This is a genomic window from Roseivirga sp., from assembly GCF_034669765.1.
In the GTDB taxonomy this organism is placed as follows: Bacteria; Bacteroidota; Bacteroidia; order Cytophagales; family Cyclobacteriaceae; genus Roseivirga.
In genome coordinates this window covers 95,362-108,858 of the sequence record NZ_JAXMOQ010000009.1, presented here as the reverse complement: position 1 = coordinate 108,858, position 13,497 = coordinate 95,362, and the positions used below count along the sequence as shown (strand labels likewise).

13 protein-coding genes are annotated in these 13,497 nt (G+C 41.5%); all 13 read left to right on the top strand.

The features are described from left to right. The first annotated feature begins 114 nt into the window (after positions 1-114). The 13 genes from VOI17_RS16525 (at position 115) to argB (ending at position 13,497) form a co-directional block, all read left to right on the top strand. On the top strand, positions 115-2,280 hold the full coding sequence (locus VOI17_RS16525) for a TonB-dependent receptor (protein WP_323758334.1): 2,166 nt from the start codon (positions 115-117) through the stop codon (positions 2,278-2,280). A gap of 449 nt (positions 2,281-2,729) precedes the next feature. Further along, positions 2,730-3,374, top strand: coding sequence for a hypothetical protein (locus VOI17_RS16520; RefSeq protein ID WP_323758333.1), 645 nt, complete (start codon positions 2,730-2,732; stop codon positions 3,372-3,374). Positions 3,375-3,440: 66 nt separating this feature from the next. Continuing rightward, positions 3,441-4,142, top strand: a complete 702-nt coding sequence (locus VOI17_RS16515; RefSeq protein ID WP_323758332.1) for a hypothetical protein — start codon at positions 3,441-3,443, stop codon at positions 4,140-4,142. Positions 4,143-4,147: 5 nt separating this feature from the next. Beyond that, positions 4,148-5,176, top strand: a complete 1,029-nt coding sequence (locus tag VOI17_RS16510) for a sensor histidine kinase (protein WP_323758331.1) — start codon at positions 4,148-4,150, stop codon at positions 5,174-5,176. Then, the gene (locus tag VOI17_RS16505) at positions 5,173-5,943 is read left to right on the top strand and encodes a LytTR family DNA-binding domain-containing protein (RefSeq protein WP_323758330.1); all 771 of its coding nucleotides are present in this window, start codon (positions 5,173-5,175) and stop codon (positions 5,941-5,943) included. Before VOI17_RS16510 ends, VOI17_RS16505 begins: the two co-directional genes overlap by 4 nt. 24 nt (positions 5,944-5,967) lie before the next feature. After that, entirely contained in the window at positions 5,968-6,690 is a 723-nt protein-coding gene (locus VOI17_RS16500) for a hypothetical protein (protein WP_323758329.1), read from the top strand. 79 nt (positions 6,691-6,769) lie between these two features. Continuing rightward, positions 6,770-7,408, top strand: coding sequence for a YkgJ family cysteine cluster protein (locus VOI17_RS16495; RefSeq protein WP_323758328.1), 639 nt, complete (start codon positions 6,770-6,772; stop codon positions 7,406-7,408). A gap of 332 nt (positions 7,409-7,740) precedes the next feature. After that, positions 7,741-8,421: a GNAT family N-acetyltransferase gene (locus tag VOI17_RS16490; protein ID WP_323758327.1), complete on the top strand. Its 681-nt coding sequence runs from the start codon at positions 7,741-7,743 to the stop codon at positions 8,419-8,421. Then, on the top strand, positions 8,411-9,613 hold the full coding sequence (locus VOI17_RS16485; protein ID WP_323758326.1) for an argininosuccinate synthase: 1,203 nt from the start codon (positions 8,411-8,413) through the stop codon (positions 9,611-9,613). Before VOI17_RS16490 ends, VOI17_RS16485 begins: the two co-directional genes overlap by 11 nt. Then, positions 9,606-10,559 carry an N-acetyl-gamma-glutamyl-phosphate reductase gene (gene argC / locus VOI17_RS16480; protein ID WP_323758325.1) on the top strand — a complete coding sequence of 318 codons (954 nt, stop codon included), beginning with the start codon at positions 9,606-9,608 and terminating at the stop codon, positions 10,557-10,559. The genes VOI17_RS16485 and argC overlap by 8 nt, the downstream gene beginning before the upstream one ends. Positions 10,560-10,568: 9 nt before the next feature. Beyond that, entirely contained in the window at positions 10,569-11,696 is a 1,128-nt protein-coding gene (locus tag VOI17_RS16475; RefSeq protein ID WP_323758324.1) for an aspartate aminotransferase family protein, read from the top strand. Positions 11,697-11,755: 59 nt separating this feature from the next. Further along, on the top strand, positions 11,756-12,709 hold the full coding sequence (locus VOI17_RS16470) for an N-acetylornithine carbamoyltransferase (RefSeq protein ID WP_323758323.1): 954 nt from the start codon (positions 11,756-11,758) through the stop codon (positions 12,707-12,709). Positions 12,710-12,711: 2 nt separating this feature from the next. Next, positions 12,712-13,497, top strand: coding sequence for an acetylglutamate kinase (gene argB, locus VOI17_RS16465; RefSeq protein ID WP_323758322.1), 786 nt, complete (start codon positions 12,712-12,714; stop codon positions 13,495-13,497).

Genomic DNA, 13,497 nt, shown 5'->3' with positions numbered 1-13,497 from the left:
CAACTCATCCCCCTAATTCTACGATTCGGTAAGACTAATTTCAATTCAGAAACGGAGCGTTGCACATTTGAGTCAACAACGAGCCCATGGGGCTAAACTCAAAAAACAACAACAATGCAAGGTTTCAAATTTATTCTTTTGGCACTACTCTTTTCAATGGGAGTTAGTGCGCAAACCGTTATTTCAGGAAAAGTAACAGACACTCAGGGAGCATCCATCCCTTTTGCCAATGTGTACATCAAGGATTCATTTGATGGTGCAAACTCTAAAAATGACGGTTCCTTCAGCTTCCAAACAAGCGAAACAGGACAGCGAACGCTATTGGTAAGTTTTATTGGTTTTAAAACTTTCGAAAAGCCACTTGAATTGAACGGTCAACCAATTAAGGTGGAAGTGATTTTAGAAGAACAAATCAATAAAATTGATGGTGTAACGATCACCGCAGGGGCGTTTGAGGCCAGCGATATTAAGAAGGTGACGGTACTCAAGCCGCTTGACATTGTAACTACGGCCAGTGCAGCGGGCGATATCATGGGGGCTATAAACACCTTACCGGGCACAGCCACAGTGGGCGAGTCGGGAAGGTTGTTTGTCCGTGGAGGGGAAGGCTACGAAACCAAGGTTTTTATAGATGGTCTTGAAGTTAGAAATGCTTTTGGCGCTACTGCTCCTAATGTACCTACGCGTGGCCGTTTTAGTCCATTTCTTTTTAAGGGCACCATATTTAGTACAGGAGGATATTCTGCTGAATATGGCCAAGCACTTTCTTCAGCCTTAGTTTTAAACTCCAATGATGTTGCCGAGAAAACTCAAGGAGATATTTCGGTAATGACGGTGGGTGGTGATTTGGCCTACACCAAAAAATGGGACAACTCCAGTATTTCGGGCAAGGTGCAGTATACCGACTTACGTCCTTATCAAGATTTGATCAAGCAGGATTTTGATTGGAAAGAGGCACCCAATGGGAAAGTTGCTGAATTGGTTTTTCGACAAAAAATAAGTGAAAATGGTTTGCTGAAGGTATACACCAACATGGACATTTCGAACTTGAGCATTCGCCAACCCAACATCAATAATGGTGGAGTGAAAGACACCGTTTCGATAGGGAATGATTACTTCTATTTGAATACCAGCTACAAAGATATGATAGCTGACCGTTGGACTGTTCGGGCTGGGATATCTACTACTTTGAACCAAGAGAAAATTGGGTTCAATGCTGATAAAATTGAAGAGGACGAAAAAGGTGTTCACACAAAACTGGCCTTTAACTGGGAAGCAGCCGAAAAGGTGAGCGTGAACATGGGAACGGAGTTCTTGGCTAAGAAATACACCAACAAATTCAACATAGAAAACGGGCCAAATGATGCCTTCGATTTTAAAGAAAACATCGCCAGCACTTTTGTTGAAACAGATTATTTCGCTTCGAATAAGTTTGTGGTCCGTACGGGTTTGCGTTTAGAGCATTCTTCCCTTTTGAACCAAACTTGGGTTAATCCGCGATTAGCAATGTCGTATAAACTGACAGAAAAAGGGCAGTTTTCGTTGGCCTATGGTCAGTATTTGCAATCAGCCCAAAACGACTATGCTTTGGTGAATCAGAGCTTAAAGCCAGAAAAATCAACACATTACATTCTGAACTATCAGTACATTCATGAGGATCGTGTTTTCAGAGTAGAAACCTATTTGAAAAAGTATGATGACTTAGTGAAGTTCAATAATGCCAATGATTTCAACCCCAATAATTACTCGAACGCTGGCTTTGGTGAGGCCAAAGGGGTGGATGTATTCTGGAGAGACAGTAAGACTTTTGAAAATACAGATTACTGGGTTTCTTACTCTTATGTGGATTCAGAAAGAGACTATCAAGATTTCTCAAGCCTGGCTACTCCTTCATTTGTGTCTAATCATAACTTCTCTTTTGTGGCCAAGCATTTTGTAGTGCCATTGAGAACTCAGTTTGGAGCGACTTATAATTTTGCCTCAAGCAGGCTGTTTCACAACCCAAACAAGTCTGGTTTTCAGAATGATGAAACTCCAACTTTTCACGACATAAGTTTGAATGCTGCTTTCCTTCTGAAACCTAATATTATTCTTTACATGTCTTCATCCAATATTTTAGGGCGTGATAATGTCTTTGGTTACCAGTATGCAAACCAAGCAAACAATCAAGGCATCTATGAACGACAAGAGGTAGGGCAAGGGGCAAAGCGTTTCGTTTTTCTAGCACTGTTCATCACCCTGACGAAAGATGGGCAAGAGAATCAGCTGGATAATCTTTAGTATTTAGAGGTTAGTGCTTAGTAACTAGTAGTTAGTATTTAGTCATTAGATACTAGGCTAAAGTCGAGGTATGAATTATTTTGCATTTCATTCATGGGTATTCAAACAGTGATTTCTAGTAGACGGTATACCTATGAATTGCGCAGCATAAATGATACTGCGAACACTCCTCCTTGGAGAAGGATGTTGGAAGATTGAGGGTTAGGGCCAATAAAGTTGTAATTCTAATCCCCCTAGCCCCCTTTTTCAAAAAGGGGGAATGACCCCAGTGTCAGCCTTTACTACCTGAAAAGCTCTTGAAATTTAAGTTTTGACCCCTTGAAATTTAACCTCCTACGATTCATCCTGAAGATTCTACGGTTCGGTAACACTTTTTTTCTAGCCGCAGTTTTTCACTGCACCTTAGTGTCATCATTAAGAAAAGAACTCAAAACTTAAAAAAACATAACATGAAAAAGCTAACAATCTTACTCGCACTTTTTATCACAAGTTTCACTTTAAACGCTCAAAATCAAGAGGCTTACATGAAAGCCATGGTGTCTGGATTACAGTCGATGGGGGCTGAGCGTAACGTAGAAAATCTACAAGCCTCTGCTGGCCAATTTGAACGCATCGCTGCCAATGCAACTGATCAATGGCATCCACAATACTATGCGGCTTTAAGCTATATCAACGCCTCATTATTGGCAGAAGGTGTTAAGGCTAAAGATCAACTTTTAGATAAGGCAAAGCCATTTCTAGAAAAGGCCAAAAGTCTTGCTCCAAACAACAGTGAAGTTGTGGCTTTAGAAGGGTTTTACTTTATGTCACAACTAGCGGCAGATCCCAACTCAAGAGGTCAATCGTTATCAGGTTTGGCATCGCAGACTTTTGGACAGGCGATGCAGTTAGATCCTAAAAACCCACGTGCAATGGCTTTAATGGCGCAAATGCAGTATGGTACGGCTCAGTTTTTTGGATCATCTACAGCTGGAGCTTGTGGTTTGGTACAGAAAAGCATCCCCTTATTCAATGCTGAAGAAAAAGGAAAGAGTTTTGACCCAACTTGGGGAATAGAAATGGCTCAGGAGTTAATGTCTAGCTGCGGAAAGTAAAACGTAATTAGTTGGGGCTTGCGAAAAGTGAGCCCTTCATTTTTTTTAATTTTAAAAGATTCAATTATGGAAAAAGCACTCATCTTATCTCACGTAACCGCAGGAGCTACCACTTTGCTTTCAGGTATTTTGGCTGCTTTCTTTGGAAGAAAAGGAGGGAAGATTCACCGCGCTGCCGGAAAGGTTTTCTTTTGGTCAATGGCTTGGATCTTCATCAGTGCAATCCTGATTGTGATCTTCGTGAGGTTCAATTTTTTCCTTTCTATTATAGCAGTTTTCAGTTTCTACATGACATTTGCAGGCCAACGCGTATTGAAACTTAAAAAGACGCTTAAGCCATTGCCCGTAGATTGGATTGCGGCTTTTATTGCCATCGCTTTTGGTTTGACCCTTTTTGGAGCAGGAATTCGATTTTTAGTCTTGAGCAACTTTTCGTCAACCATTGGCTATTTATCGGTTATTTTCGGTTTTTTTACAGCCAACACCGCTTGGCTTAACATCAAAGGATTTAGAAATGCCAAGCCTGATAAAATGTGGTGGTGGTTTGCGCATATGAATTTAATGAGCGGTGCTTTTATTGCTAGCATTACCGCCTTTTTAGTTCAAAATGGAGCCCTTTTTCAGGCTTTAGGAAATATGGGCTGGCTGCTTTGGGTATTACCAGGTGCTATTGGAGCACCATTGATTGCCTATCATGCCAATCGTTATAGAAAACAATTTGGTGTTGGTAAATATGCCAGCGCAAAGAATGCAAAACCAATAGTTTAGCCTAAATGGGATATCTTAAAACAATCAATTGGAAACGCGAGCTCAAGGAAATTGCACTTATCGCACTGATTGGTGGGCCTTCGGTGTATTTCTGGTGTGATACCTGCTTCAATACATGGGGAGTTGCCCTTAATGCCATGACGATTTCTGCTTTTCAGTGGATTTTACTTTGGCAAGGCAATGCACATGTTTCCACCTACCTTACCTACAAAATCCCTTGGTTAGAAAACCCTGGTAAACGATTTCTTTGGGGAGTAATAGGTGTAATTGTGTATACCCCATTGGCAGTTTATTCGCTGTATTTGGTATTGAAATATGGCTTCGATATTGATATGGGGGATATTAAGTGGACCTTATTGATCTCTGTTGGAATTACCTTTGTTATTTCCTTTTTCCTGAATTCAGTTGAGTTTTTAAAGAACTGGAAGAAAGCCAGTTTAGATGCCGAACGCTTGAAAAAGGAGCAGATGGAGGCCAAATATGAAACCCTAAAAAACCAGGTCAACCCACACTTTCTATTCAATAGTTTGAATGCGCTTACCAATTTGGTGTATGAAGATCAAGACCAGGCGGCTAAGTTTATTCGTGAGCTTTCTAAAGTGTACCGTTACGTTTTAGATACTCGGGCACAGGAAGTGGTCAGTCTTAAAACGGAAATGGAGTTTGTCAATTCTTACCTCTTTCTTCAGAAAATTAGATTTGACGAAAAGCTCCAACTCAACATAAGTATCGAAGGCTTTGAGCAAAAGATGCTTCCGCCAATGGCCATCCAAATGCTTTTAGAGAATGCCATAAAGCATAATGTAATCGCTGAAGAAGAACCGCTTAAGATTCATATTGAGATTGAAAATGGAGATAAGTTGGTGATTCGAAATAACCTTCAGAAAAAGAACATTCCAATAGAAGAAAGTTCCGGGATGGGACTTTCGAATATTAAATCCAGATATGAATTTTTGAGCCCAATACCAGTGGAGGTAATTGATGGCCCGAGTGAATTTCTTGTTAAACTTCCATTATTAGCCTTTGAGAAATGAAAGTACTGATTGTTGAAGATGAGTCGATGGCGGCCAAGAGGTTGGCTAGCTTATTAGAGAAAATTAATCCAGAAATCGAAATACTGGCCAAGCTTGATTCGGTAAAGCGTGCTGTAATTTGGCTAAAGGAAAACCCGCAACCCGATCTTCTGTTCTTCGATATTCAGTTGGCCGATGGACTTAGTTTCGAAATTCTGGAGCAGGTAGAAGTGTCTGCGCCAATAATTTTCACCACCGCGTTTGACGAGTATGCCATCCAGGCATTTAAGGTGAATAGTATCGATTATTTACTCAAACCCATCGATCCTGAAGGTTTAGTAAGCGCCTTAGAGAAATACGAAGCTCGATTTAAAACTAGCGTAGCTGAGCAGAAACCTGCAATGGACATGATGTTAATTCAACAGGCCATGCAAATGCTGACAAAGCAGTACAAAGAACGCTTTGTGGTAAAAATAGGTGAACACATTCATACCATTCCCACTGCGGATACGGCTTACTTTTTCAGCCAAGAAAAGGCCACTTACCTTCAAACCAAAGAGAAGAACCGATACATTATTGACTACACCATGGAGCAAGTGGAGCAGTTGGTCGATCCACAGAAATTCTTCCGCATTAACCGTAAATACTTGGTTTCATTAGAGGCGGTGAAAGACATTATTACCTATTCCAATTCTCGTCTTCGATTGGTTTTAGTTCATACTGATGAAACCGATGCGATTGTAAGCAGAGACAAGGTGCAAGATTTTAAAAAGTGGCTCGACCGCTAACTCCTTTTTCCCGTATATTCGGGCATGCGTATTTTACTATTCTTGTTTCTGATTGTTCTTTCGGCTTCCCTTAGCGCTCAAAACCTAAAAGGAAATTGGCTTTTGGCTTACATCAAGGCTTCCCCACCAGAAATGGTGATGGATGAAGATGGAGCAGTGTTGGAATACAATGAAGACGGTTATGAGGACGAACAAAGTTTCGTAGAGCCGGGGCTTATGTTATTGTCTGTTTTATCAGACATCAAGGCAGAAAGCTTTTATGCCGATGTAAAGGAAGAATGGAATGTAATTCAAGAAGGTAAGCAGGTTCGCTTCGAATCTTTAGAAGATACGCTTTATGGCGCCTTGAATAATGAAGGAATGTTGGTGCTTAAATCAACCATTGATGAAAATCCAACAGACTATTTCTTCGCCTCTTTTTCTCCAGAAACAGCTCCATTCGAGCTAGCAAATAGTTCATGGAATACCAACGGTAGTTCGGGGTTTTTCCAGAATAAAACCTTCGAATTTAGACCCAAAGGCGAACTGTTTATTTGGGAGAATGGCCAACACGAAACACGTGAATTCTACACCCATACATTAGGGAACTACATGGCCATAGAATTTTCTTCCGAAGTACTAACCGCTGGGTTTGGAATTATTTATGTAGAAAAAAGTGAAGGAAAAAAGCTGACTGGTATTTCATTTTTGAGTTTGGAAGAAGGCGCTCTACCAGTAAAGTCTCAAGTTATTTTTACAAAGAAATAACAGTTTGCCAATTCTGGACGAAGCGCTTGATTTTTAGGGACTAAGCCGAAAAGAAAATCTTGCGAGAAATGTAAACTCGATGCTTTTCTCCACTACCTTCGCAGCCCTTATGTCAATCGTCAGAAAAGTAAAATCGGTAGAAAAGATTTTTGCCGCCTTAGACCAAGAAATGAATACACTTCGCGATAGAAGTGGGCTTCATTGTGTTTCTGGCTGTGGAAAGTGCTGCTTCAAAGCCGATATCGAAGCTACTCCTTTAGAGTTTCTTCCTTATGCCTTTCATCTCTTTCTGACCAAACACATAGATGAAGTTTATCAAAATCTGTTGGCAAACGAAAGTTCCATGTGTACACTCTTCAACCCCGTAAAAGATTCTCTAGACAAGGGTGGTTGTTCACAATATGCTTACCGTGGTTTGATTTGTCGCCTATTTGGTTTTTCCGCTACACGCGATAAAAATGGGAAGGCTCAACTCATTACCTGTAAACTCATGAAAGCAGGTCAAGCTGATACGATTGCTAAGATTGAAGAGGAAATGGAAGCTGGCATTCCTTCACCAATGATGAGTGATTACTATTTTAGGCTCCGCAGCATCGATACAGAATTAGGCACCAGAATGATGCCAATTAATCAAGCAATGCGTCAGGCCATTGAAGAAGTAATGAGTTATTATGCTTATCGCAAGCCACCAGCTGGTTACGGAAAATTGAGTGCTTAATTGATTTAAAGTCAATAGAGCCTGTTCTATTTTTTAAATTACTGAATAAAACCGTTGTTCATTCCAAACTTTTGATTTCCTTTGTCCCTCATTTCAGAATGAAGAACGAAGCGAACATATCATCAGCCATAAGCATGACACTCCCCGTGTCTGAGGTTGCTGTGTATACACCTAAGTTTTTTAGGCGCTAGTCGCCTCATATATACAGACTACCTATGCGGTAGTCAAGTCCCCAATATTACCTATATTCTTTTCTAAATTTTAAATCATAATTCCTTTAAGGATTTCTGAAAACATTAAGTCGTTTTCTCGATCCAGAATTAATAGTGAAAATGGAATCAACAAAGTTCATAATTAGGGTAGCCACAGAAGAAGATACCCGCTTTACAGACGATATTATAGAAGAAATTGCTAATTCAGCCAAAATTAGAGGCACTGGAATTGCGCGAAGAACTCCCGAATATGTAGCCCTAAAAATGCGTGAAGGCAAAGCTGTTGTGGCGGTCACCGAAGCGGGCGAGTGGGCAGGTTTCTGCTACATCGAGGTGTGGAGTCATGAGAAGTTCGTGGCCAACTCTGGACTGATCGTAGCAAATCAATTTCGTGGATTAGGTTTGTCAAAACGTATTAAGGCAGCCGTGTTTAGGTTGTCGAGGAAGAAATACCCAACGGCAAAAATCTTCGGGCTTACTACAGGTGCAGCGGTGTTGAAAATCAACTCCGAATTGGGTTATAAACCCGTGGTGTATTCTGAATTGACCCAAGACGAGGATTTCTGGAAGGGCTGCCAAAGCTGTGTGAACTACGAGATACTAAAGTCCAAAAACAGGTCAAATTGTATTTGTACTGCCATGCTGTTCAATCCGGAATGGGAGAAGAATGTAAAGCCTAAAAGAACACAATGGGTGGAGCGCGAGTTGGACAAGGATTTCAACTTGTTCGAACGTTGGGTAAATTTTAAGAAGAATATTTTGTTGAAGGCAGAAGCCAAAAGAAGGAAAAATGATGAATAAGAAGAAAGTAGTTTTAGCCTATAGTGGAGGGCTCGACACCTCTTATTGTGTAAAATATTTAAGTGAAGAACGTGGTTTAGAAATTCACTCTGTATTGGTAAATACGGGTGGTTTTTCTCAGCGGGAACTAGACGAAGTAGAAAAGCGCGCCTATGCAATGGGCGTGACCAGCCATAAAACGATCGAAGAAACTTCGAACTATTATTCAAGCGTTATTAAGTATTTGATTTTTGGTAACGTGCTGAAAAACAGTACTTATCCGCTTTCTGTAAGTGCCGAAAGGGTAAGCCAGGCTATGGCCATTGCCAAATATGCCAAAACGCTGAATCCAGAATATATCGCGCACGGAAGCACTGGTGCCGGAAACGACCAAGTGCGCTTCGATATGATTTTCCAAACCTATCTGCCCGATGCAGAGATCATCACGCCTATTCGAGATATGAGGCTTTCGAGGGAAGAGGAGATCGCTTATTTACAATCGAAAGGTGTAGATATGGACTTTTCAAAATCTGCTTACTCAATCAATAAAGGCCTTTGGGGAACATCCGTTGGTGGAAAGGAAACATTGAGTTCTAAAGGTTATTTACCTGAAGAAGCTTGGCCAACTCAAGTAACCAAAACGGTTGAAGAGGATTTGGAGCTGGGCTTTGTTAAAGGTGAGTTGAAATCGATAAACGGAACAGAGTTTACGCATTCTTATGAAGCCATTCAGGCTTTGGAGAAAATCGCTGCTCCGTTTGGTATTGGTCGCGATATCCATGTGGGCGACACTATTATTGGCATCAAAGGAAGGGTTGGTTTTGAAGCTTCGGCTGCCATTCTTACGATTAAGGCACATCAGGCCTTAGAAAAACATATCTTGACCAAATGGCAGATTTACTGGAAAGACCAAGTGGCTGCTTTTTATGGCAACTGGCTGCACGAAGGACAGTTTATGGACCCAGTAATGCGCGATTTAGAAACCATGATGGAAAGCAGTCAGAAATTTGTGACGGGGAAAGCATTTTTCAAGCTTCTGCCTTACCGTTATCAACTCATTGGTATTGAGTCAGAGCACGATTTAATGTCGGCCAAATTTGGCAACTACGGAGAAATGAACAATGCTTGGACGGGCGATGACGTAAAAGGCTTCGCAAAGATTTTCGGTAACCAAAGTGCCATTTACCACCAAGTAAATCAAGGAAATGATTAGAGCAGGAATAGTTGGAGCAGCAGGCTACACTGGAGGTGAGTTGCTGCGTTTACTGATTCATCACCCTGAAGTAGAAGTCAGTTTTGCGCATAGCCGAAGTCAGGTGGGTTTGCCTATTCACAATGTACATACTGATCTTTTAGGAGACTCTGAACTCAGTTTCACGGATCAGGTACATTTCGATATTGACCTGCTTTTCCTTTGCATGGGGCATGGCGCTTCTTCAGAATTTATGAAGGAGAACCAAGTACCAGATACTGTGAAAATTATTGACTTGAGTCATGATTTCAGAATGAGTAATGAGGCCGTTTATGGCTTGCCAGAGCTCAATCGTGATGAAATTAGAAAGGCCCGTTTCTTGGCGAACCCTGGTTGTTTTGCCACGGCCATTCAGTTGGCATTGCTGCCATTGGCCTATAACGGAATGTTGAGAGAGGTGCACCTTTCGGGCATGACTGGCTCAACAGGTGCGGGAGTTCAACCTTCAGCCAGTACCCATTTTAGCTGGCGCGACAGTAATGTTTCGGCTTACAAAGTCTTCACCCACCAACACATGGAGGAGACAGCGAAAAGCCTTCAACAGCTTCAGCCTTGGTTCGATAAACCGATCAATTTTGTGCCTTATAGAGGGAACTTCACCAGGGGCATTTTTGTGACGGCTTACCAGCATTGCGAGTGGCCATTGGAAGAAGCCATTCAAGTGTATAAAGAATATTATGAAGACCATCCGTTTACTTGGGTAAGCGATGTGGCCATTGATGTGAAGCAAGTGGTGAATACCAATAAATGTGTGCTTCATCTTGAAAAACATGGCAGCTATTTGGTAATCCATTCTGCCATTGATAACCTACTAAAAGGTGCTAGTGGTCAGGCCGTTCAGAACATGAATTTGATGTTTGGTTTGTCTGAAAAACTAGGTTTAAACCTAAAACCAAGTGCTTTTTAATTGATAACTATGAAATTATTTGATGTTTATCCCCTTTACCCAATTGAGCCAGTGCGTGCGCTTGGAGCTAAACTTTGGGATAAGGAAGGGAAAGAGTATTTGGATTTATACGGGGGGCATGCTGTGATTTCGATAGGGCATACCCATCCGCATTATGTGAAACGAATCACAGATCAATTGTCGAAAATTGGTTTTTATTCCAATGCGGTTCAAAATTCACTTCAAGAAGAATTGGCCGAAGCAATGGGCCGAATTTCCGGCTACTACGACTACCAATTTTTCATGTGTAGCTCTGGTGCCGAAGCCAATGAAAATGCATTAAAACTGGCGTCCTTTCATACTGGAAATCGTAAAATTATTGCTGTGGAAAATGCCTTTCATGGCAGAACTTCTGGAGCGGTTGCCGCAACGGACAATCCTAAAATCGTAGCGCCATTCAACAACGGTCACGATGTGGTTTTTGTGCCTTTGAACGATTTGAAAGCATTGACTGAAGCTTTTGATGATGAGGTAGCAGGCGTAATTATTGAAGGAATTCAAGGCGTTGCGGGTCTTTATACACCAAACGATGCCTTTTTGGCGAAAGCCCGAGAATTGTGTGATAAGTATGAGGCCGTTCTGATTTTGGATGAGGTACAGTCGGGGGCTGGAAGAACAGGTAAGTTTTTCGCGCACCAGCATTCTATAGTAAGGGCCGATATTATTACCATGGCAAAAGGAATGGGCAATGGTTTTCCAGTCGGCTGTGTTTTGATTTCACCGGAAATTGAGCCTTGGCATGGCATGTTAGGCACCACTTTCGGAGGAAATCATTTGGCTTGTGCAGCTTCGCTAGCAGTTTTAGAAGTGATAGAAGAAGAGCACTTGTTAAAGAATACTGCTGAAATGGGCGCTTACCTTGAAACCGAATTGAAGAAAATTAAAGAAGTGAAAGAAGTCCGAGGAAAGGGCTTAATGATCGGTGCCGAATTTGATTTTGATGTGGCCGCTTTGCGCAAAGCATTGATTTTTGAATATGGTATTTTCACGGGTTCGGCTTCCAATAAAAACACGATTCGAATATTACCACCGCTGAACATTAGCAAGGCCGAACTGGATCAGTTTTTAGCCGCATTAAGTATAGAATTAAATAAATAGAGGGGTCAGAAAGACGCTCCCAAAATCCAGAAATTCATTTCTGTGACGAATTAGAAAGAATGAAAAATTTCACTTCAGTAAAAGACGTACAAAACATTAACGCATTGGTTGAAAAGGCTTTGTCATTAAAGTCAAACCCTTTTCAAATCAAACTGGCCGAGGGCAAAAGAATCGGTTTGATTTTCTTCAATCCTAGTTTGAGGACACGCTTAAGTTCACAAGTGGCGGCTCAAAATTTAGGAGCACAAGCCATTGTGCTAGATATCGGGAAAGATGGTTGGGCATTAGAGTTCGAAGATGGCGTGGTGATGAATGGAGATAAGGCCGAACACATTAAGGAAGCTGCAGCCGTGATGGGACGTTATTTCGATGTGTTAGGCGTGCGTACTTTTCCTGAACTGAAATCGAAAGAAGCAGACTATTCAGAAAAATTGCTGAATGCCTTTATCAAATATGCGGGCGTGCCGATTGTGAGTTTAGAAAGTGGCACCAGACATCCATTACAGAGTTTGGCCGATTTAATTACGATCAAAGAGCAATGGACAGCAATGCGCAAACCCAAAGTAGTGCTGACTTGGGCGCCCCATGTAAAGGCTTTGCCGCAAGCCGTTCCCAATTCTTTTGCGGAATGGATGGGAAAAGCTGAAGTTGATTTCAGTATTGCCAATCCAGAAGGTTATGATTTAGCGGAGGAGTTTCGTCAAGGTGTTCCTGTTTTCCATGACCAAGCAGAGGCGCTTAAAGATGCCGATTTTGTGTATGTAAAGAACTGGTCGTCCTATGATGACTATGGACAAATTTTGTCTCAAGATGAAATCTGGACTTTTGGTTCGAAGCAATTGAAATTGACTGATAACGCAAAAGTGATGCACTGTTTGCCTGTGAGAAGAGGTTTGGTGATTAAAGACGAAATTTTGGATGGCCCAAATGCTATTCATTTAGAACAGGCGGAGAACAGAGTTTACGCTGCTCAAGCGGTGTTTCATGAATTGTTAATGCCCCAGATTTATTGAATATGAAAAAGCTTACCATTGTTAAAATTGGTGGAAAGGTCATTGATGAATCATCGGCTTTGGATGCCTTTCTAAAATCGTTTTCAACTTTAGAAGGAGAGAAAATTCTAATTCACGGTGGTGGAAAAATTGCTTCCGACTTTGGTAAGAAGTTAGGCGTTGAACCCAAAATGATTGACGGACGAAGAATCACCGATGCGGAAACCATCGACTTGGTGACCATGGTTTATGGTGGCTTGGTGAGCAAGCGGATTGTTAGTAAACTTCAAGCCTTGAAGGTAAACGCTATTGGCCTCACTGGTGCGGATGCCAATGTAATTCCAGCCACAAAAAGACCCGTTGGAGCCATTGATTATGGATTTGTGGGCGATGTGAAGCCAGAAAATATCAATACTGAGATCCTCAAAAAACTTATCGATTCGGGGCTTGTTCCGATTTTGGCGCCTTTGACCCATGATGGTAAAGGTCATATGCTGAATACGAATGCCGATACCATTGCGGCTTCGGTGGCAGCTGCTTTAGCCCAGCAATTTGAAGTGAAATTGATTTACTGCTTCGAGCAACCTGGTGTGCTTTCTGATTTTGAAAACAAAGTGGTGATCGCAGAAATTAGAAGAGATGAAGTGGCTGGTTTGAAAGAACGAGGAGTGATCAATGAAGGAATGCTTCCCAAAATGGATTGCGCTTTATTGGCATTGACGCATGGCACTAAATCGGTAAGAATTGGTTCTTTTGAAAACTTACCAGCCTTGGCCAATGATCAATCTGGAACCCTAATCAGCAATTAA

What these genes read in the sequence shown, in the direction of transcription:
- VOI17_RS16525 (WP_323758334.1), top strand. Translation starts at nt 115, where the DNA reads ATGCAAGGTTTCAAATTTATTCTTTTGGCACTACTCTTTTCAATGGGA.
- VOI17_RS16520 (WP_323758333.1), top strand. Translation starts at nt 2,730, where the DNA reads ATGAAAAAGCTAACAATCTTACTCGCACTTTTTATCACAAGTTTCACT.
- VOI17_RS16515 (WP_323758332.1), top strand. Translation starts at nt 3,441, where the DNA reads ATGGAAAAAGCACTCATCTTATCTCACGTAACCGCAGGAGCTACCACT.
- VOI17_RS16510 (WP_323758331.1), top strand. Translation starts at nt 4,148, where the DNA reads ATGGGATATCTTAAAACAATCAATTGGAAACGCGAGCTCAAGGAAATT.
- VOI17_RS16505 (WP_323758330.1), top strand. Translation starts at nt 5,173, where the DNA reads ATGAAAGTACTGATTGTTGAAGATGAGTCGATGGCGGCCAAGAGGTTG.
- VOI17_RS16500 (WP_323758329.1), top strand. Translation starts at nt 5,968, where the DNA reads ATGCGTATTTTACTATTCTTGTTTCTGATTGTTCTTTCGGCTTCCCTT.
- VOI17_RS16495 (WP_323758328.1), top strand. Translation starts at nt 6,770, where the DNA reads ATGCTTTTCTCCACTACCTTCGCAGCCCTTATGTCAATCGTCAGAAAA.
- VOI17_RS16490 (WP_323758327.1), top strand. Translation starts at nt 7,741, where the DNA reads ATGGAATCAACAAAGTTCATAATTAGGGTAGCCACAGAAGAAGATACC.
- VOI17_RS16485 (WP_323758326.1), top strand. Translation starts at nt 8,411, where the DNA reads ATGATGAATAAGAAGAAAGTAGTTTTAGCCTATAGTGGAGGGCTCGAC.
- argC (WP_323758325.1), top strand. Translation starts at nt 9,606, where the DNA reads ATGATTAGAGCAGGAATAGTTGGAGCAGCAGGCTACACTGGAGGTGAG.
- VOI17_RS16475 (WP_323758324.1), top strand. Translation starts at nt 10,569, where the DNA reads ATGAAATTATTTGATGTTTATCCCCTTTACCCAATTGAGCCAGTGCGT.
- VOI17_RS16470 (WP_323758323.1), top strand. Translation starts at nt 11,756, where the DNA reads ATGAAAAATTTCACTTCAGTAAAAGACGTACAAAACATTAACGCATTG.
- argB (WP_323758322.1), top strand. Translation starts at nt 12,712, where the DNA reads ATGAAAAAGCTTACCATTGTTAAAATTGGTGGAAAGGTCATTGATGAA.